The 19,804-nt window shown below is 69.3% G+C and carries 17 protein-coding genes and 1 riboswitch; of the genes, 5 read left to right on the top strand and 12 right to left on the bottom strand.

Annotation, left to right across the window (positions count from 1 at the left end; translation table 11 throughout):
- Nucleotides 1–77 precede the first annotated feature (77 nt).
- Nucleotides 78–211, bottom strand: a riboswitch (cobalamin riboswitch).
- Nucleotides 212–466: 255 nt separating this feature from the next.
- A complete protein-coding gene (locus BVIR_RS02055; protein ID WP_055036216.1) occupies nucleotides 467–676 on the bottom strand; it encodes a cold-shock protein in 210 nt (69 codons plus the stop codon).
- Between the two features lie 357 nt (nucleotides 677–1,033).
- On the opposite strand from BVIR_RS02055, the gene rpsU reads away from it, so the two are divergent.
- The 3 genes from rpsU to BVIR_RS02040 all read left to right on the top strand — a co-directional run bounded on the left by rpsU (nucleotide 1,034) and on the right by BVIR_RS02040 (nucleotide 3,406).
- Nucleotides 1,034–1,390 carry a 30S ribosomal protein S21 gene (rpsU, locus tag BVIR_RS02050; RefSeq protein ID WP_055036215.1) on the top strand — a complete coding sequence of 119 codons (357 nt, stop codon included), beginning with the start codon at nucleotides 1,034–1,036 and terminating at the stop codon, nucleotides 1,388–1,390.
- Nucleotides 1,391–1,692: 302 nt separating this feature from the next.
- Nucleotides 1,693–2,595: a formyltetrahydrofolate deformylase gene (gene purU / locus BVIR_RS02045; protein ID WP_055036214.1), complete on the top strand. Its 903-nt coding sequence runs from the start codon at nucleotides 1,693–1,695 to the stop codon at nucleotides 2,593–2,595.
- A gap of 88 nt (nucleotides 2,596–2,683) precedes the next feature.
- On the top strand, nucleotides 2,684–3,406 hold the full coding sequence (locus BVIR_RS02040) for a helix-turn-helix transcriptional regulator (RefSeq protein WP_055036213.1): 723 nt from the start codon (nucleotides 2,684–2,686) through the stop codon (nucleotides 3,404–3,406).
- Nucleotides 3,407–3,589: 183 nt separating this feature from the next.
- On the opposite strand, the gene ligA is transcribed toward BVIR_RS02040, so the two are convergent.
- The 8 genes from ligA to murB form a co-directional block, all read right to left on the bottom strand.
- Nucleotides 3,590–5,704, bottom strand: a complete 2,115-nt coding sequence (gene ligA / locus BVIR_RS02035) for an NAD-dependent DNA ligase LigA (RefSeq protein ID WP_055036212.1) — start codon at nucleotides 5,702–5,704, stop codon at nucleotides 3,590–3,592.
- Entirely contained in the window at nucleotides 5,701–7,371 is a 1,671-nt protein-coding gene (gene recN, locus BVIR_RS02030) for a DNA repair protein RecN (RefSeq protein WP_055036211.1), read from the bottom strand. Before recN ends, ligA begins: the two co-directional genes overlap by 4 nt.
- Nucleotides 7,372–7,487: 116 nt before the next feature.
- Entirely contained in the window at nucleotides 7,488–8,342 is an 855-nt protein-coding gene (locus BVIR_RS02025) for an outer membrane protein assembly factor BamD (protein ID WP_055036210.1), read from the bottom strand.
- Between the two features lie 383 nt (nucleotides 8,343–8,725).
- Nucleotides 8,726–9,679: a UDP-3-O-acyl-N-acetylglucosamine deacetylase gene (lpxC, locus tag BVIR_RS02020; protein WP_055036209.1), complete on the bottom strand. Its 954-nt coding sequence runs from the start codon at nucleotides 9,677–9,679 to the stop codon at nucleotides 8,726–8,728.
- A 296-nt stretch (nucleotides 9,680–9,975) separates the two neighbouring features.
- Nucleotides 9,976–11,655, bottom strand: coding sequence for a cell division protein FtsZ (gene ftsZ, locus BVIR_RS02015; protein ID WP_055036208.1), 1,680 nt, complete (start codon nucleotides 11,653–11,655; stop codon nucleotides 9,976–9,978).
- A 156-nt stretch (nucleotides 11,656–11,811) separates the two neighbouring features.
- Nucleotides 11,812–13,071: a cell division protein FtsA gene (ftsA, locus tag BVIR_RS02010; protein ID WP_082417284.1), complete on the bottom strand. Its 1,260-nt coding sequence runs from the start codon at nucleotides 13,069–13,071 to the stop codon at nucleotides 11,812–11,814.
- Between the two features lie 59 nt (nucleotides 13,072–13,130).
- Nucleotides 13,131–13,895 (bottom strand): cell division protein FtsQ/DivIB, encoded by a 765-nt coding sequence (locus tag BVIR_RS02005; RefSeq protein WP_169788568.1) that lies wholly within the window; start codon nucleotides 13,893–13,895, stop codon nucleotides 13,131–13,133.
- 387 nt (nucleotides 13,896–14,282) lie between these two features.
- The gene (gene murB / locus BVIR_RS02000) at nucleotides 14,283–15,251 is read right to left on the bottom strand and encodes a UDP-N-acetylmuramate dehydrogenase (protein ID WP_055036206.1); all 969 of its coding nucleotides are present in this window, start codon (nucleotides 15,249–15,251) and stop codon (nucleotides 14,283–14,285) included.
- Between murB and BVIR_RS01995 the strand changes: the two genes are divergently transcribed.
- Both BVIR_RS01995 and BVIR_RS01990 read left to right on the top strand, forming a co-directional pair.
- Complete coding sequence (locus BVIR_RS01995) at nucleotides 15,250–15,600, top strand: hypothetical protein (protein ID WP_236823660.1); 351 nt, start codon at nucleotides 15,250–15,252, stop codon at nucleotides 15,598–15,600. The genes murB and BVIR_RS01995 overlap by 2 nt on opposite strands.
- Nucleotides 15,600–16,010: a PIN domain-containing protein gene (locus tag BVIR_RS01990; RefSeq protein WP_055036204.1), complete on the top strand. Its 411-nt coding sequence runs from the start codon at nucleotides 15,600–15,602 to the stop codon at nucleotides 16,008–16,010. Before BVIR_RS01995 ends, BVIR_RS01990 begins: the two co-directional genes overlap by 1 nt.
- A 9-nt stretch (nucleotides 16,011–16,019) precedes the next feature.
- Here BVIR_RS01990 and murC read toward each other — a convergent pair whose 3' ends face one another.
- The 3 genes from murC to ftsW are packed head-to-tail and all read right to left on the bottom strand — an operon-like array spanning nucleotide 16,020 to nucleotide 19,710.
- A complete protein-coding gene (gene murC / locus BVIR_RS01985; protein ID WP_055036203.1) occupies nucleotides 16,020–17,435 on the bottom strand; it encodes a UDP-N-acetylmuramate--L-alanine ligase in 1,416 nt (471 codons plus the stop codon).
- Nucleotides 17,432–18,553, bottom strand: coding sequence for an undecaprenyldiphospho-muramoylpentapeptide beta-N-acetylglucosaminyltransferase (murG, locus tag BVIR_RS01980; RefSeq protein ID WP_055036202.1), 1,122 nt, complete (start codon nucleotides 18,551–18,553; stop codon nucleotides 17,432–17,434). Before murG ends, murC begins: the two co-directional genes overlap by 4 nt.
- Complete coding sequence (gene ftsW / locus BVIR_RS01975; RefSeq protein ID WP_055036201.1) at nucleotides 18,550–19,710, bottom strand: putative lipid II flippase FtsW; 1,161 nt, start codon at nucleotides 19,708–19,710, stop codon at nucleotides 18,550–18,552. Before ftsW ends, murG begins: the two co-directional genes overlap by 4 nt.
- Nucleotides 19,711–19,804: the final 94 nt, after the last annotated feature.

The following is a 19,804-nucleotide window of genomic DNA, read 5'->3' as shown; positions in this document are numbered from 1 at the left end:
AGCGGCCGCGCGCAAGCGCACGCGGGACTGCCGAAACCCTTTGCCATCGGATTTCGCCCGATCTGACGTTCCAGCAGGTCTTCTGGCTCTCGGATCGACCGCCGCCTCGCGCCTTCCCGACCGGGTGGTCCCCGTCAGTGGCTGGCTCTCGCCGTCGAAGCGGCGTCCCCGATTACAGCGGCGGGTCCGCCACGGATTTTCACCGTGTTCCGGGATGCTGGAACTATGCCGCCAGCTAACCCGGCCGGGCCGGCGCCGTCAATCGCCCGGTCGAAACGGCAACGGCCGCGCCCGGTAACCGGGCGCGGCCGTTGTGAGTCGACTGTGGAGTTTCTCCGCGCGCACTCAGCGCCGCCCTGGGTCAGGGCAGGCCTCCGCGGAAAATCCGTTACGCAAGTTCCCTTGCGTCAGATCCGTCGCGCAACAGCCGCGGCCCGACCCTCAAGGCATGCCGGGCCGCCGGCGATCACGCCGGCTGGATGTTGTTGACCGCGACCTTGCCGGTGCGACGGTCCTCGGCGGTGTCGAAGGTCACCTTCTGGCCCTCGGCGAGGCCGCGGATGCCGGCACGCTCGAGCGCAGTGGCGTGGACGAACACGTCCTTGCTGCCGTCGTCGGGACGGATGAAGCCATAGCCCTTTTGGTCGTTGTAGAATTTCACGGTGCCGGTAATCATGTGGTGTCTCCTCCGCCAGTCAGGTGCACGTGATCGCAGAACAGCGCGCGTTCCGCAACTCCAGGTTCGTCGATGTTTGGAAAGACTTGAGAACGTGCGCCCGGCTAAGCCTGGGCGGAACGGCCCGATCGTCCGGCCAAAGTTCGATACCGGCGGGGATATAGGCGCTGGCGGCCCGAGCCACAAGGGTTTCCTCGCAGAGGAACACCCTGGAGTAGGTAGAATGGCGAATTTTCGGCGGCAGGCCGCGTTTTCTCGCAGCGTTGCCCGCCGGACGTGATAAGCAACCGCATTTCCCAGGCTGCCGCCGTCGTACCCGGCTGGCCGCGCAGCACAACCCAAAGATCGGAACATCGTTTGCAGGTTTTCGTCCGCGACAACAATGTCGAACAAGCCCTCAAAGTCCTCAAGAAAAAGATGCAGCGGGAAGGCGTCTTCCGCGAGATGAAGCAGCGGCGGGCCTACGAGAAGCCCTCCGAGCGCAAGACCCGCGAAAAGGCCGAGGCCGTTCGTCGCATGCGCAAGGCCGCTCGCAAGCAGGCCCAGCGCGAAGGTCTGCTGCCGGCGCCCAAGCGCCCGGCGCGTGACGCTCGTGGCGGTCGGCCGGGCTTCGGAGCACGTCCGGGCTTTGGCGCCCCGCCGCGTCCGCGTCCCGTCACCGCAGCGCCCGGCTCGCCCGAGGCCATCGGTGACACCACGGGCACGCTGACCTGACCCCGGTCTCCGCCCTGCCAAAAAACGGCACGCAGGCCCCCGGCGTTTCGCCGCAAATACCGCCGGCGCGACATCATGGTCTCGGTCATGATGCGTATGCCGGGCGAAATCCGGGTGCCAGCGGCCGCGGAGAGTGCTAATCCGTGGCCGCGGGCATTGCCGCGCCGAGGTCGGCCCCAGGCGCGTTCTGCTCGTCGATGATACGCGACTCCATCCCTCGACGCGGCAGAGCCCGACCCCCGGGGTTCCGTTGCATCGATCCCGCCCGCTAACCCGGCGGCTTCGAGTACGGACACGCGATTATGCAGTTACCGCTCCCGCAGTCCCAGATCGTGCAGGCTTCTTCCGAGCCGGCGCAACCGCAGTTCACGCTGACGATCTCCTGTCCCGACCGCATCGGCGTGGTGGCGGAGGTCAGCGGATTTCTGACCCATCACGAGTGCTTCATCACCTCGTCGTCGCACTTCGGTGACATCGAGACCGGCCAGTTCTTCATGCGCACGGCGTTCCTGCTGCCGCCGGGGCTGTCGTTCGCCGATCTGACCCCGAAGTTCGCGCCGATCGCCAGCAAGTTCTCGATGAAGTGGGGCTTTCACGACGAGCGCCGCAAGGACCGCGTGCTGCTGCTGGTCTCCAAGCAGGGCCACTGCCTCAACAATATGCTGTATCTCTACCTCAGCGGCAGCCTGCGGATCGAGATTCCGGCGATCATCTCCAACCACCGCGACCTTGAGCAGATGAGCGGCTGGCACCGCATTCCGTTCTACCATCTGCCGGTGACCAACGAGACCCGCGCCCAGCAAGAGGACAAGATCATCAAGCTGGTCGACGACCTCAAGATCGACCTGATCGTGCTCGCCCGCTACATGCAGATCCTGTCGCCCAAGCTGTGCGAAGCGCTGGCGTGGCGCGCCATCAACATCCACCACTCGTTTCTACCGAGCTTCAAGGGCGCCATGCCCTACCATCAGGCCCACACCCGCGGCGTGAAGCTGATCGGCGCCACTGCCCACTACGTCACCAAGGACCTCGACGAGGGCCCGATCATCGAGCAGGACGTCGAGCGGGTCGACCACACCCTGACGGTGGACGAGCTGATCACCATCGGCCGCGACATCGAGACCCGGGTGCTGTCGCGCGCGGTGCGCTGGCACACCCAGCACCGCGTGCTGCCCAACGGGACCAAGACCGTGGTGTTCCGCTGACGGCGGGACGCCGGCGGCGCCTCGTGGGCGACGCCCGCGTTTCGCCGAAAGGTTGCAAAACGCCGCCAATCAAATATCATCCGTAATTATGCAGGCGTGCGGCGTCGTTGCCGAGAAGGTTGCCGCCATCCTCGCCGCCCCACAAGCGGGCAGCGAGGGTGGGAGGCTGTTGTCGGCCCACCTCGCGGCGCTGCACCGGATGGCGCCGTTCGAGCGCTATTCGATGGCCGGCCTGCCGCAGCCCGGACGGGGCATCGGCACCGGCACGGTGCTCGCCAGCACCTGGCCCGAGGGGCTGCTGCACGACTATCTCGGCGCTCGCTGGTTCGAGACCGACCCCACCGTGCTGGTGATGCGGCGGTCGCCCGGCTTGTTTTCCGACACCGTGCTGGCGGATGCGACGCCCGACCTCATCGCCGCCCGCCGGCTGCAAACCGTGAAGGAAGGCGCCGGGCGTCATTTCGTCGGCGTGCCGATCCGCCATTTCGGCCGGCCGGTCGGCGCCGTGGTGATCTACCGCCACGAGGCGTTCTCGCCGACGGAATCGGCGGTGATCGAGCTGGTCGCCCCGGCGCTGCACGCCGCCGCCGCCGGGCTGCCGACCGCGAGCGAGCCGGGTCCGCTGACCCCGCGCGAGCGCGAGTGCCTGGCGTGGTGCTCGGAAGGCTTCACCTCCCGCCAGATCGGCGACCGGCTGTTGATCAGCGAATTCACCGCGATCGCCCACCTCAACGCCGCGATGCGCAAGCTGGGCGCCGGCTCGCGCACCCAGGCGGTGGCCGAGGCCATCCGCCACGGCCACATCGCCTGATACGCGTCCTGAGGTTCGGCCTGCCCGGCCCATGCTTCGAGACGGCTGCTTCGCAGCCTCCTCAGCATGAGGCCGAGAATGGTCGCTCATCAGGGCCACTGATGTAACCCGACATCATCCTTGGCGACGCGGTGTTCGGCCGCTCCATTGGATGAGCCGGGCTCACCAAACAGCTGACGGAAATCAGCGCGTCTCGCCGATCAGCTCGAACCACTCGTCCTCGGTCAGCACTACGACGCCGAGGCCTTTCGCCTTGTCGAGCTTGGAGCCGGCGCCGGGGCCGGCAACAACGTAGGAGGTCTTGGCCGACACCGAGCCCGCCACCTTGGCGCCCAGGCGCTCGGCCATCGCCTTGGCCTCATCCCGCGTCATCTTTTCCAGCGTGCCGGTGAAGACGACGGTCTTACCGGCCACCGGGCTTTCGGAGCGAGGCTGCTCGGCATCAAGGATGGTGACTTCCGCCACCAGGTTCTCGACGATGCCGAGGTTGTGCGGCTCGGCGAAGAACGCCGCGACCGCGCCCACCACCGCATCGCCGATCTGGTCGATGGCATCCATCTCCGCCCGCGCCGCCTCATCCCCCGCCGCGATCTTCTCGGCGGCGGCGCAGAACGCGGTCCAGGAGCCATAGGCGCGGGCGAGCTGGCGCGCGGTGGTCTCACCGACATGACGAATGCCGAGGGCGTAGAGGAAGCGCTCCAGCGCCACCGTGCGCCGCGCCTCGATGGCAGCGAACAGGTTCTTCACCGAGGTGGTGCCGAAGCCGTCCTTGTCCTTCAGCTTCTTGAAGTTCGCCGCATCGCGCCGCGCCAGGGTGAAGATGGCGGCCGGCTCCTTCACCGGCAAATCGGCATCCTCGAAAAAGAACGCGATCTGCTTTTCCCCCAATCCCTCGATGTCGAAGGCGCGGCGCGACACGAACAGCCGAAGGTGCTCGATGCGCTGGAACGGGCAGGCGAACTCGCCGGTGCATCTGCGCACCGCGCTGGCCTCGCCCGACGCCAGTTCCTCGCGCACCAGCGGCGTCTTCAGCTCGCACTGGCACACGTCGGGGAACGCATAGGGCGCCTCGCCGCGCGGCGCGTCCTCGATCACCCGCACCACCTGGGGAATGACGTCGCCGGCGCGCTGGATCTCCACGGTGTCGCCGACCCGGACGCCGAGCCGCGCGATCTCGTCGGCATTGTGCAAGGTGGCGTTCTGCACCACCACGCCGCCCACCGTGACCGGCTCAAGCTTTGCCACCGGGGTGTGAGCGCCGGTGCGGCCGACCTGGATGTCGATGGCTTTGACCAGCGTGGTCGCCTTCTCGGCCGAGAACTTGTGGGCGATCGCCCAGCGTGGCGAGCGCGACACGAAGCCGAGCCGGTTTTGCAACTCGATGGAGTCGACCTTGTAGACCACGCCGTCGATGTCGTAGCCAAGGCTCGCGCGCTGGCTCTCGATCAGCCGATAGTGCGCCAAAAGCTCTTCGGCCGAGTGGCACAGCGTGGTGAGATCGTTGGTGGCAAAGCCAAATGATCTCAGCGCCGCGACCATGCCGAACTGGGTGGCGGCCGGCAGATCGCCGGACACCTCGCCCCAGCCATAGGCGAAGAATTTCAGCGGCCGCGATTGGGTGATGCGCCAATCGAGCTGGCGCAGCGAGCCGGCGGCAGCATTGCGCGGATTGGCGAAGGCGGGCTTGCCCTCCGCCGCCTGCCGGGCATTGATGGCGGCGAAGTCGGCGTGGGACAGATAGACCTCGCCGCGCACCTCGAACACGGCGGGCGCGTCGCCGTGCAGCCGCTCCGGCACGTCGCTGATGGTGCGGACGTTGGCGGTGACGTCCTCGCCCTCGAAGCCGTCGCCGCGCGTCGCCGCCACCGCCAGCCGGCCGCCCTCATAGCGCAGCGAGCACGACAGGCCGTCGATCTTGGGCTCGGCGGTGATGGCCAGCCGGGCGTCGTCGGCAACGCCGAGGAAGCGCCGCATCCGCGCCACGAACTCCACCGCCTCGCCCTCGCTCATGGCGTTCTGCAGCGACAGCATCGGCACATGATGCTTGACCTTGGCGAACTTTGGCGCCGGCGCCGCGCCCACCTTGCGCGAGGGGCTGTCCGGCCGCACCAGCTCAGGAAACCGCGCCTCGATGGCGGCGTTGCGGGCGCGCAGCGCGTCATAGTCGGCGTCGGAGACGATCGGCGCGTCGTCCTGGTAATAGCGGCGGTCGTGGCCGGCGATCTCGCGCGCGAGTCGTTCCAGTTCGGCGGCCGCCTGGTCGGGCGACAGCGTCTCGACTGGCAAGGTGGCGGTCATCGTCCGTCCTTGATCAGCTTGGCGGCGGCGGCGCGCGCCTCGCGGGTGATCTCGGCGCCCGACAGCATGCGGGCGATCTCCTCGCGCCGGTGCTCTTTCTCAAGGCGGCTGACGCGGGTGGCAACGCGGCCGCCGTCCTCCACGTTCTCCTTCTGGATCAGGAAATGGCGCGAGGCCCGGGCGGCGACCTGCGGGGCGTGGGTGACGGTGACCACCTGCACCCGCTCGGCCAGGCGTGCGAGCCGCACCCCGATGGCGTCCGCCACCGCACCGCCGACGCCCGAATCGATTTCATCGAACACCAGGGTCGGCGCCGAGCCGCGATCGGCCAGCGCCACCTTCAGCGCCAGCATGAAGCGTGACAGCTCGCCGCCGGAGGCGATCTTGGCGATCGGCCCCGGCTTGGTGCCGGGGTTGGTCTGCACCCAGAACGCCACTGTGTCATAGCCGTCCGGCCCGCCGGCGGCGGGGTCGGCGGCGATCTGGGTGAAGAAGCGCGCCCGCTCCAGCTTCAGCGCCGGCAGCTCGGCGTTGACCGCCGCGTCGATCTCGGCGGCCACCGCCTGACGCTTGGCCGACAGCTCCGCCGCCGCCTCGCGATAGCCGGCCTCGGCCGCGCGCGCCGCCCGGTCCAGCGTCTTCAGCGCCGCCGCGCCGCGGTCGAGCGCGGCAAGGTCGGCGGCGAACGCCTCGGCCTTCGCCGCAAGCCCGTCCACCGCCACGGCGTATTTGCGCGAGGCGGCGCGCAACGCGAACAGCCGCTCCTCGATGCGCTCCAGCTCGTGCGGATCGAACGCCGCCAGCGCCAGCGCGTGCTCGAGGTGGCTGCGCGCCTCGTCCAGCGCCCCGAGCGCCTGGTCGAGCGCGGCGATCGCCGGCTCCACCAGCTCGCGCGCCTCGCCGCCCCGCCGCTCCAGCCGCCGCGCCGCCGCGGCAAGCTGCGGCACCGGCGAGGCGTTGCCGGCCACCGCGCTGTGGGCGTCCTCAAGGTCCTGCGCCACCTTCTCGGCGCGCATCATCGCGGCGCGGCGCTCGGCCAGCGTCGCCTCCTCGCCGGGCTCGGGCTTGAGCTTGGTCAGTTCCTCGACGGCGTGACGGATGAAATCGGCGTCGGCTTCGGCCTTCGCCAGCCGGGCGCGTTCGGCCGCGGCGGTCTTCTCCGTCGCCCGCCACCCGGCATGGCGGCGGGCGACGTCGCCGGCAAGGTCGGTGAGGCCGCCATAGGCGTCGAGCAGCGCGCGGTGGCTCATGGGATCGACCAGCGCGCGATCATCGTGCTGGCCGTGGATTTCAACCAGCGTGGCGCCGAGCAGGCGCAGCAGCTGCACCGACACCGCCTGATCGTTGACGAAGGCGCGGGTGCGGCCGTCGACGTACTGCACCCGGCGCAAGATGAGGTCGCCCTCGGCGTCGAGGCCGCCGTCGCGGACCAGCGCGCGGGCCGGATGGCCGGCGGCGAGGTCGAACACCGCGGTGACCTGGCCCTGCTCGGCGCCATGGCGCACCAGGCCGGCGTCGCCGCGGCCACCGAGCGCCAGCGCGAAGGCGTCGAGCAGGATCGACTTGCCGGCGCCGGTCTCGCCGGTCAGCACCGACATTCCACCGTCGAAGGCGAGGTCGAGCTTGTCGATCAGAACGATGTCGCGAATCGCGAGCTGGGCGAGCATGGGCGGAACGGTACGTCCATCGGGGTGTCGCGTCCGGCCCGCCGCGACGGTGCCGGTCCGGCCCGTTCTAACACAGATCGCGGGGGATCAATCGGCCCGGCGCCGCGGCCGGGCGCTCAGCCCAGGCCCAGCTTCTTGAACGAGCGGCTGATCCAGGAGCCCTGGTCCTCGCGCGGCTCAAGCCCGCCGGACTGCAGCAGCTTGTAGGCGTCCTTGTACCAGGGGCTGTCCGGGAAATTGTGGCCGAGCACGGCGGCGGCGGTCTGTGCCTCGTGGGTGATGCCCATCGCCATGTAGCACTCCACCAGCCGCATCAAGGCCTCTTCGACCTGGCGCGTCGTCTGGTACTGGATCACCACCGTCTTGAAGCGGTTGATGGCGCCGATGTAGTTGCGCTTTTCCTGGTAATAGCGGCCGACCGCCATCTCCTTGCCGGCGAGCTGGTCGCGAGCGATGGTGATCTTGCGCTTGGCGCTCTCGGCGTACTCGCTGTCGGGATACTTGCGCACCACCTCGTCGAGCGCCTGGATCGCCCGCTCGGTGCGCGCCTGGTCGCGGGTGATGTCGGCGATCTGGTCGAAATAGGAGGCGCCGACCAGGTACTGGGCGTAGGCGACATCCGGGCTGCCGGGGTGAAGCGCGACGTAGCGTTTGGCTGACGTGACCGCCTCGTCGTACTCGCTCGCTTCATAATGGACGAAGGCGGTCATCAGCAGCGCCTTGCGCGCCCATTCCGAATAGGGGTGCTGGCGGTCGATCTCTTCGAACTTCTTGGCGGCGGCCTTGTATTCCTTCTTGGCCACCAGCGTCAGGCCCTCATTGTAGAGCCTGTCGGCCGGCTCGTCCGGCAGCAGCTGCTCGGGCTTCTTGTCGAAGATGGCGCAAGCGGCAAGCGAGACGGCCAGAAGGCCGATGGCGAGCCCGCGAATGACGGTGCGCAGGCGCGATTGAAGCGGAGCAGATCGACGCATCACCTTCAGCAGATCCCCAATAGTCCAACGTCGAGAGCGGCCGCCGCCACCATCGGGACCCGGCATTGACCCGTCATGCGGTCCGGCGTCCGAGAGGTGCCGACGAGCTGCCGTCGCAATGGAACGACTCCGTGCGAAATTGCGTGATGGACCGCGGGCCGCGCCGTCCTTCAAGGCATGACGAGGATGATTTGACCGCACCCGCCCCGTGATGGCCAGGTTCGAAAACCCTGCCTAGGCGCTATCGCGACAACGGGACGGGATTGTGGCGAAGTTGTCCACAGTCCGCGACCGCACGATGGCGCAAGCGTCGTCGCCGCCACGCGCGGCAGCATCTGCCGCCGCGACGCTCGCGACGCGCAAGGCGAAACGCAGGACAGCCGTCAGCTGTGATCGGCGCGGAACGCCGGCATCGCCAGTTCGGCACCGCGGCCGGCATAGGCGCGGCGCGGCGCGGCGGCGTGTTCGACCGGCTTGTCGGTCCAGCACCACGCGCTGGCGTCGGCCAGCAGCGCCCGCAGCACCATGTGGTTCAGGCGATGACCGCCGCAATAGGAGCGGTAGAGCCCGATCAGCGGCGCGCCGGCCATCGCGAGATCGCCGATGGCGTCGAGCGCCTTGTGGCGGACGAATTCGTCGGCATAGCGCAGGCCGTCCTGATTGAGGACGCGGTCGTCGCCGACCACCAGCGTGTTGTCGAGCGAGGCGCCGAGCGCGTAGCCCGCGCTCCACAGCCGGGTGACGTCCGAGAGAAAGCCGAAGGTGCGGGCGCGGGCGAGATCGCGGCGGAACATCGCCGGGCCGACATCGCCGGCAAAGGATTGGCGGCCGATCAGCGGGTTGTCGAAATCGATCTCGGTCTCGACGCGGAAGCCGCCATCGCGCGGGCGCAGTTCGCCCCAGCCGCGCCCCATCATAACCTTGATGGGCTTGAGGACCTTGATGTAGCGGCGCGCCTTGGTCAGCGTGCGCAGCCCGACCTGATCGATCGCCTCGACGAAGGCGCCGGCCGAGCCGTCCATGATCGGGACTTCCGGGCCGTCGATCTCGCAGATCACGTTGTCGACGCCGAGCGCCGACAGCGTCGACATCAGGTGCTCGACGGTGGCCACGACGGCGCCCGACGAATCACCGAGCACGGTGGCGAGTTCGGTGGCGTTGACCGCGTCCGGGCCGACCTTCACCGAGCGTTCGCCGTCTTCGCCCGAACGGACGAACACCACGCCGCTACCGGCATCGGCAGGTAAAAGAGATAGCGTTGCAAGAGAACCGGAATGAACGCCGAAGCCCGTAAGAACGATACGGTCACGAACCGTCGTCTGTCGGTCTGCCTTCATATACCCACAGGTGGACAGATCGCCCGGAATACGGACGTCTCGCCACCCCCCCTCTCGCTTGGCCGTTTTTTCGTCGCGCCCTGGTCCGACAAGTGCCGCACCTGTTGCGCGAATCAGGCCGTTTGATGTTCTGCACCTTAAGTGTGGTGCCGGGGGAGGCCAAGTCACGGTTCTTTTCGCTTTGTTACTGTCCACACCCTGCCGGCGACGCGCCGACCTGCGGCCGAACAGATGATGAATCAAGCGGTTGCATCCGGCCATATTCTGGCCGGATGCACGGGCGTGATGGCTCGGCCTCAATTGGCCTGGCGGCGCAGGAACGCCGGGATGTCGAGGTGATCCTCGTCCATTGCCGGCAAAGTTGCGGGCCGGCCGTGCTGGTCGAGTCCCTGCGGCGCCGGCCGCGGCGCAGCCGGCCGCTTGCCGTATTCGGACAGGATCTCGGGCGATGCCTGGGGGCGCGGCGCCCGCGGCGCGTCCAGTGAGGGCTGGATGTCGCGGATCACCGGGCGCTGGTGGGCCGGCGGCTCGTCTTCGCCGTCCTTGCGACCGAGCCCGACCGCGGCGAGGCGCTGCAGCAGCGTCATCTTCTTCTTGTCATGGCCATCGGCGCCGGCGTTGTGCGCCGCGGCGAGCTGGGCCTGCCCCGGCAGCGGAAACTCATCCGGCCGCGGCATCCGCACCGGGGGGCGGGAGGCACCCGGACGTTCCGGCAGCGGCGGAATGAAGGTCTCCGGCTCCGGCTCGGACACCGGCGCGCCCGGCGCCTGCGGCGCCTCGTCCAGGAAGTAGGCCGGCTTGGGCGGCAGCGGGCGGATGGTGACGTCGTCGATCGCCGCACCCGGGCGCGGCCGCACCCCCGGCTCGGGCGAGCGGACGAAGCCCGCGGACGGCGCCGCCGCCAGCGGATCGGTGACGATCTCGGGAATGGTGCCGCCGCTCTCGAGCAGGATACGCCCGGCGTTGGAGCGCTGGCGGTCGGTGATCGGGGTCACCGCGTCCGGCATCACCGACGGGTCGATGCCGGTGGCAACCACCGAAACGCGGACGATACCTTCGAGGTTCTGATCGAAGGTGGCGCCAAGGATGATGTTGGCGTCGGGGTCGACCTCCTCGCGGATGCGGGTGGCCGCCTCGTCGACCTCGTAGAGCGTGAGGTCGCGGCCGCCGGTGATCGAGATCAAGAGGCCGCGGGCGCCGCGCATCGAGGTCTCGTCGAGCAGCGGGTTGGCGATCGCCGCCTCGGCGGCGTTGATGGCGCGGCGGTCGCCGGAGGCCTCGCCGGTGCCCATCATCGCCTTGCCCATCTCGCGCATCACCACGCGGACGTCGGCGAAGTCGAGGTTGATCAGGCCTTCCTTCACCATCAGGTCGGTGATGCAGGCGACGCCCGAGAACAGCACCTGGTCCGCCACGGCGAAGGCGTCGGCGAAGGTGGTGCGCTCATTGGCAACCCGGAACAGGTTCTGGTTCGGGATGACGATGAGGGTGTCGACGTTCTTCTGAAGTTCGGTGATGCCGGCGTCGGCGACGCGCATCCGGCGCGCGCCTTCGAAATGGAAAGGCTTGGTGACGACCCCGACCGTCAGGATGCCCAGTTCACGCGCCGCACGCGCAATCACCGGCGAGGCGCCGGTGCCGGTGCCGCCGCCCATGCCGCCGGTCACGAACACCATGTGCGAGCCCGACAGGTGGTCGCGGATCTCGTCGAGAACCTCCTCGGCCGCGGCGCGGCCGACTTCCGGCATCGAGCCGGCGCCGAGGCCCTCGGTGACCTGCAGGCCCATCTGCACCACGCGCTCTGACTTGGTCGAAGCCAGCGCCTGGGCATCGGTGTTGGCGACCACGAACTCGACCCCTGCGAGCCCGGCCGAAATCATGTTGTTGACGGCGTTGCCGCCGGCGCCACCGATGCCGAAAACCGTGATTCTCGGCCGCAGCTCCCGAATATCGGGCTTCTTCAGGTTGATCGTCATGGGTCTCCACCTCGTCTCCGGCGCCGGCGGGCACCGTCATGCTCAGTCCTGAGGGCCGGACCGCCGCCGGCCGGGGTCGTCTTGCCGAGCCTTTCTTCCGACGCCGGAGAATCGGCCCATAACTCACGTCATCGCGCCACAATGCCTTGTGGACGCTTAGAAACTTTCCTTCAGCCAGCGCCCGACCCGCGCGACGTAGCTGCCCGAGATCCGGCCGCCGCCGCCATGGGAGGCGCGGGGATCGAAGTGCTCGCACGCCGCCACCTGGGGATAGACCAGGAGGCCGCACGCTGCCGCGAACGACGGCCCCTTGGCCGATTCCGGCAGGCCGGCGATGCCCAGCGGCCGGCCGATCCGCACCTGGCGGCCGAGCATGTGGGTGGCGAGATCGGCGATGCCGGTGAGCTGGGCGGCGCCGCCGGTCAGCACGATCCGCCCGCCGGCGATGCCGGCGAAGCCGGAGCGCACCAGCCGATCGCGCACCAGTTCCAGGATTTCGTCGACGCGCGGGCGGACGATCCGCACCAGCTGCGCCTTGGTCACCGAGTTGCGGTGGGTGCGGTCGTCCTCGCCAAGCACCGGCACGGTGACCGAGTCGTGGTCGTCGGTGCGGGCGGCGATCACCCCGCCGAACAGCGTCTTCAGCCGCTCGGCGTCGCCGATCCGGCACGACAGCCCGCGCGCCAGATCCATGGTGACGTGATGGCCGCCGATGGCGACGGCGTCGGCGTGGACGATCTGACCTTCCGACACCACCGCGATGGTGGTGGTGCCGCCGCCCATGTCGACGCAGGCGACGCCGATCTCGGCCTCGTCGTCGGTGAGGGTCGCCAGCGCACTGGCATAGGGCGCGGCCACCACGCCGGCGACGTCGAGGTGGCTGCGCTCGACCGCCAGCATCAGGTTGCGGGCACCGGCCATGTCGGCGGTGATGACGGAGAGGTCGGCGCCGAGCCGGCGGCCGAGCATGCCGCGCGGCTCCTTGATGCCGGTGTTGTCGTCGACCGAGAACCCCATCGGCAGCGCGTGCAGCACGGTGCGGCCGCCCTGCACGGCGTAGGCACCGGCCGCCGACAGCACCCGCTCGATGTCGCTCTCGGCCACCGCCGGCCGCTTGAGCTGGATCGCCGCCTGGAACGCCTCCGAATGCAGCCGGCCGGCGGTGAGCGACACGATCACCTGCTCGACCTGCAGCCGCGCCGAGCGCTCGGCGGCATCGATGGCGTGGCGGATGGCGTCCTCGACCAGGGCGAGGTCGACCACGGTGCCGCATTTGACGCCGCGTGAGCGGATATGGCCAACGCCGAGGATCTCGATCGAATGGGTGCGGCGCTTCAAGGCTTCGCCGGCGGGCCGCGGCTTCAGCCGGGCGATCAGGCAGGCGATCTTGGTGGTGCCGACGTCCAGCACCGACATGATGGCGCCGCGCCGCGACGACAGCGGACGCAGACGGGGAGTGAGATCGAAGCGCTGGGTCACGTTTCGGACCCCTTGCGCTTGACGGTCTTGGTCTTGCTGGCGTCCTCGCGGGCCTTGGCAGCGGCGTCGGACAGCCGGACGGTGACGCGGTCCTTGAGGCGCAGGTCGATCGCCACCAGGTCACGGCTGAGCAGCTTCTTCTCGCGGTCGAGCGCCACCAGCTCGGCGAGCGCGGCGGCCGGGTCGAGCTCGGGCAGCCGCACGTCGAGTCCGTTCTTCATCCTGAGGTTCCAGCGGCGCTCGGCCACCAGCACGGCGGCATGGGTCTGGGCCGCGATGTCGGGAAACCTGGCGAGCAGGGCAACGATGCTTTTCGCGCGCTTGTCGGCGCCGACACCGACCACCAGCGGCATGCCGGTGCGCGGCGCCGCCTCGCCTGGGGCGATCACCGTGCCGTCCTCGGCAATGACCTGGACCTTGCCCTTGAGCTGCCACAGCGCGAACGCCTCGCGCTCGACGATCTCGATGTCGACGCGGTCGGGATAGAGCTTGCGGACCTGGGCTTCGGCGATCCACGGAATCGTCAGCAGGCCCTCGCGGGAGGCGGCGGCGTCGAAAAACAGCACGGAGGTGCCCGGACCGATGCCGGCGGCGTGGCGGATCTCGGCCTCGCTGAGATACTTGCGCCCGGTGATGGCGACGGTGGTGAGCCCGAAGCCGGCAGCGCGGGCGCCGGCGTCGGCGCCATCCTGGATGGCGGTTGCCAGCGCCGGAACGTGGCCGCCGACGATCACGCCGTAAGTGCCGGTCGCAATGAACAAGAGCGCCGTCCCGATATAACCGATGCCGCGCGGCAAGCGCAGCGCGTTGATCCTGCCCGCAACGGCATGAACGGCCGCGCCGAGCGCGGCGGCTCCGGCGGGCGACCCCGAATGAGGTGCCGCAGGACCCACGCGATCGTCCGGCCCCGCCCGGAGTCCCGGCGGAGTCGGTTTGCGCGGTTTGCGTCCGACCCGTTCCATACCCGTTCCCTGCGGCTGCCGTGTGCCGCCAGAGCGCGCCAAGTTCGTCAAAGCAAGGGTCGCCGCGGGCTGCGGACGTCGCCGGTCGTCACCGGGACGGCCGGTGATCCGCGACCACGCCCCTTGCGACCCCGAACACGGTGCGCCGTCTCGACGAGTCTTGAAGGGTGTCGGTTAACAAAGCGTTTAGGATTTAGGACCGGTTAACCGAACCGCTCGAGTTTGAACCAATTCGAGCGGTATCCCGATCCTCTTGATTTCCCACTCCAGCACCACGCCGGAGCTTTCCAGCACGCGGCGCCGAACGGTCTCGCCCAGCGCCTCGATATCGCTGGCGCTGGCGGCGGCGAAGTTGATCAGAAAGTTACAGTGCAGCTCCGACACCATGGCGCCGCCGACCCGCAGGCCGCGACAGCCGGCCGCATCGATCAATTTCCAGGCACTGACGCCCGGCGGGTTCTTGAAGGTCGAGCCGCCGGTGCGCTCGCGAACCGGCTGGGACTCCTCGCGATGGCGGGCGATGTCGGCCATGCGGGCCTTGATCGCCGGAATTTCGTCCGGCTCGCCGGCCAGCAGCGCGGCGGTGAAAATCACCCCCTCCGCCACCGCGCTCTTGCGGTACGAGAAGCCAAGGTCCGCCGGAGTGAACACCAGGCGCGCGCCATCGGGACCGACCGCACAGGCGTGCTCGACGACGTCCTTCATCTCGCGGCCGTGGGCGCCAGCGTTCATCCGCAGGGCACCGCCGATGGTGCCGGGAATTCCGGACAGGAACTCCAAGCCCGAAAGGCCCGCCTCGGCGGCGATGGTCGCCACCCGCTTGTCGAGCGCGGCGGCACCGACGCGAAGGCCGGCCTCGCCCACGCGCTCGATCGCGCCGAACCCCTTCGGCGTCAGCCGGATCACGAAGCCGGGAATGCCGCCGTCGCGCACGATCAGATTGGAGCCGACTCCCACCACCGTGACCGGCAGGTCGTTGGGCAGATGGGCCAGTGCATAGGCGAGGTCGTCGGCGTCAACGGGCGAGAACATCACCTGCGCCGGCCCGCCGACCCGAAACCAGGTCAGCTCGGCCATCGACTGGTTGGCGACCAGCCGCCCGCGCAAGCCGGGCATCAGGCGGGCGAGGTCGGGAACGAGATCGGGAAAGGACATGTTCAAGACTGCCGATGACACCAGCGCGGGAGCAAGGTCGTTGTGCGGCGATACCGCGGAGCGGTCGATTGACGCAAATCGGGTGGAGGGATACTGTGAAAATATGAGAAATATCACAGTTTCAGTGGACGACGACACCTATCGTATGGCGCGAACGCGGGCGGCGTCGCAGGACACATCGTTGTCCGCCGTCGTCCGCATGTTCCTTGCGGACTACGCCACCGCCGCCGATAGCGAACGTGAGCGGCTGAAACGTCTTGAACTTGCGGCCCGCGCCCAAATCACCGCATTCCGCGCCGCCGACCGGCTGGACCGCGACGCCGTGCATTGCCGCAACGACGAACCGTGATGCGGTTCGTCGACACCAACATCCTGCTTTATTCCATCAGCCGTGCACCAGCCGAGGCGCGAAAGCGCCAAGCCGCCGAGGCGATCCTCGACCATGACGATCTCGCCTTGTCAGTTCAGGTGCTGCAAGAATTCTACGTCCAGGCGACACGGACCTCCCGAGCCGACCCGTTGCCTTGCGAACTCGCGGTCACATTGATCCGCAGTTGGTTGCGCTTTCCTGTCCAGGAGATCACGCTGCCAGTTCTGGCTGCCGCACTCGATATCCACGCACGGCACCGCTTGTCGTACTGGGACGCCGCGATAATCGCAGCCGCGTCTGCGCTGGGCTGCCACGAGCTTCTCAGCGAAGACATGGCCCACGGCCAAAGGATCGCGGACGTTGCAATCGTCAACCCGTTTCGGGTTTGAGACCTGCCCCTACTCCGCCGCGGTGCGTGTCGCCGCCAGATCGCCCGGCAGCGCGTAGGCCCATTGCGAGATCGAGCCGGCGCCGAGACAGATGACGTAGTCGCCCGGCTGCACCAGCCCGGCCACCAGCCCGGCCAGTTGCGGCGCGCCTTCCAGCGGCAGCACCCGGCGGTGGCCGCGCGCCTGCAGCCCCGCCACCAGCGCGTCGCGGTCGATACCCTCGATCGGCGCCTCGCCGGCCGGATAGACCGGCGCCACGATCACGGTGTCGGCATCGTTGAAGCAGGTGCAGAACTGCTCGAACAGCGATTGCAGCCGGGAGTAGCGGTGCGGCTGCACCACCGCGACCACCTGCCCGGCGCTGGCGCTGCGCGCCGCCCTCAGCGCCGCGGCGATCTCGACCGGGTGGTGGCCGTAATCGTCGATGATGGTGACGCCATTCCACTCGCCGGTGCGGGTGAAGCGGCGCTTGACGCCGCCGAACGCGGCCAGCGCGGTGCGGATGGTCTCGGCCGGGATGCCGAGCTCGTGCGCCACCGCGACGGCAGCGGTGGCGTTGAGGGCGTTGTGGACGCCCGGCACCGGCATCACCAGCTCTTCCAGCGTCTTGACCACGGTCCCGGCGCGGTCGCGGATCTGCACCGAGAACCGGGTCTGCATGCCGTTGGGCTCGATGTCGTAGATGCGGACGTCGGCCTGCGGGTTCTCGCCATAGGTGATGACGCGGCGGTCCTCGATGCGGCCGACCAGCTCCTGCACGGTGGGGTGGTCGATGCACATCACCGCGAAGCCGTAGAACGGCACGTTCTCGACGAAGTCGCGGAAGGCGTCCTTCACCGCCTCGAAGCTGCCGAAATGGTCGAGGTGCTCGGGATCGACATTGGTGACGACAGCGACGTCGGCCGGCAGCTTGAGGAAGGTGCCGTCGCTCTCGTCCGCCTCCACCACCATCCACTGGCCGCCGCCGAGGCGGGCATTGGTGCCGTAGGCGTTGATGATGCCGCCATTGATCACGGTGGGGTCGAACGCGGCGGCGTCGAGCAGCGAGGCCACGATCGAGGTGGTGGTGGTCTTGCCGTGGGTGCCGGCGATGGCGACGCAGCTCTTCAGCCGCATCAGCTCGGCCAGCATCTCGGCGCGGCGCACCACCGGCAGCCGTCGCGCCCGCGCCGCCAACAGCTCGGGATTGTCGCGCTTGACCGCCGAGGACACCACCAGCACCTCGGCCGAGCCGAGATTGGCCTCGGCGTGGCCGATGGCAATCTTGACGCCCTTCTCGCGCAGCCGCTTGACGTTGGCGTTCTCGGCGAGGTCGGACCCCTGCACGGTGTGGCCGAGATTGACCAGCACCTCGGCAATGCCGCTCATGCCGATGCCGCCGATGCCGACGAAATGAATCGGTCCAAGCTGGCGCGGAAGTTTCATGATGTGGTGACTCCGGTCGACCCTGCCGCCGTGGTGGCGAGCACGAGGTCGGCAAGGCGGGCGCTGGCGTCGGGCCGGCCCTGGCCGGCCGCCGCCGCCGCCATGCCGGCGAGGCGCGCCGGAGCCCGGGCCAGATCGGCGACGAGGTCCGCGAGGCGGATCGGGGTGAAGTCCGATTGCGGCACCAAGAGGGCGGCGCCGGCGCCCGCCAGCGAACGGGCGTTGGCGAGCTGGTCCTGGTCGAGCGCGCCGGGCAGCGGCACCAGGATGGCCGGGCGGCCGATCACCGCCAGTTCCGCCACCGTCGAGGCCCCGGCGCGGCACACCACGAGGTGGGCGCGCGCCATCCTGGCCGGCAGGTCGGAGAAGAACGGCGCCACCTCGGCCCGAACCCCCAAGGTGCGATAGGCGGTGGCGACGGCGTCGAGATCCTCCGGCCTCGCCTGCTGCACGATGGCGAGCCGGCCGCGCAACTCGGGCGGAAGACGGGTGATCGCCTCCGGCACGATCTCGCTCATCACCCGTGCGCCCTGGCTGCCGCCGAACACCAGCAGGCGCAAGGTGTCGGCCGCGCCGTCAGCGTCATACGCGGTGGCGGAGGCGGCAATCACCGCCGGCCGGGTCGGGTTGCCGGTAAAAGCGGCCTTGGCCGCCAGCGCCGGGGCGCCGGCGAACACGCCGGGAAAGCCGGTGGCGATGCGGGAGGCGCGCGGCGCCAGCCAGCGGTTGGCGCGGCCGGGCACGGCGTTCTGCTCGTGGATGACGGTCGGGATGCCGCGCCACGCCGCCGCCAGCAGCGGCGGCACGGTGGGATAGCCGCCGAACCCGACCACGGCGTCCGGCCGCACCCTGCCCATCAGCCGCCAGCCGGCGGCGAGCCCCTGCACCATGGTGAGGCCGAAACGGGCCAGCGCCAGCGGGTCGCGGCCGCGCACGGTGTCGGCGGCGACGACGTGGCGGGCGCGGGCGGGAAACGAGCCGGCATAGGCGGCGGCGCGGGCGTCGGTGACCAGCTCGACCGCGGCGCCGCGGCGGACCAGTTCGGTCGCCAGCGCCTCGGCCGGGAACAGGTGGCCGCCGGTGCCGCCGGCGGCGAGCAGGATCAGCGGCGGGCTCATGCCGGGCGCTCCGCCAGCCGCATCGCGGTCTCCGCCTCCGCCGCCACCTCGGCGCGCGGCCGGCGGCGGGTGAAGGCCAGCAGCATGCCGGTGCCGAACGCCAGCGAGATCAGCGAGGAGCCGCCGTAGGAGATGAACGGGAGCGTCATGCCCTTGGCCGGAATCAGATGCAGGTTGACCGACATGTTGATCGCCGCCTGCATGCCGAACAACAGCGCGAGCCCCGCGGTGGCGAAGCGTGTGAACGGGTCTTCGTCGCGCAGCGCGATGACGAGCGAGCGCAGCACCACGATGGCGAACAGCCCGACGATGGCAAGGCACAGCACCGAGCCGAACTCCTCCGCCGCCACCGCAAAGATGAAATCGGCGTGGCTGTCGGGCAAAATGCGCTTGACGGTGCCCTCGCCCGGCCCGCGGCCGAACCAGCCGCCGGAAGCGAAGCTGCCGAGCGCGGTCTCGATCTGGAAGCCGTCGTGGGCGGCGTCGGGGTTGAGGAACTTGTCGACGCGCTTGGTGACGTGCGGCACCAACGCGTACGCCGCCATCAGCCCGACCACGGCGGCACCGCCCAGGCCCACCATCCAGATCCAGCGCAGGCCGGCGAGGAAGAACAGCGCCGACCACACCGTCACCACCAAGATGGTCTGGCCGATGTCCGGCTGCAGCGCCAGCGGCACCACCGAGACGCCGAGCAGCGCGAACGCCAGCGGCAGCGCCGGCATGTCGGTGCGCCGGGTCGATTCGGCGAACAGCCACGCCGCCAGCACCACGAACGCCGGCTTCAGCGTCTCCGACGGCTGAATGTTGATGCCGGCGATCACCAGCCAGCGCCGCGCGCCCTTGATCTCGGCGCCGAAACCGAGGGTGGCGAACACCATCAGCACGCTGACCGCGAACACGATGACGCACAGCCGGCGCAGGTCGCGCGGACTGAGCAGCGACGTCAGGATCATCACCGAGATCGCCGGCACCAGGTAGAGCGCCTGGCGGTTGACGAAATGGAACGGCTCAAGCCCGATGCGCTGGGCGACGGCCGGGCTCGCCGCCAGCGACAGCACGATGCCGAACACGATCAGCGCGCCGATGGCGAACAAGGTGATGCGGTCGACGCTCCACCACCACTCGCCGAACCTCGTTTTCTCGCGCCTCGATACCATCGCCGGCCTCGTCGACAGGATTCATACGGTTTCCGGCTCATCGACTCGGAATAGTCGACCAGCCGGGTGCCACTCTTTCCCCCTCTCCTGGTGC

Source organism: Blastochloris viridis (assembly GCF_001402875.1).
GTDB lineage: Bacteria > Pseudomonadota > Alphaproteobacteria > Rhizobiales > Xanthobacteraceae > Blastochloris > Blastochloris viridis.
The sequence above is the reverse complement of the archived record's forward strand: the minus strand, read 5'-3'. Positions and strand labels throughout refer to the sequence as shown.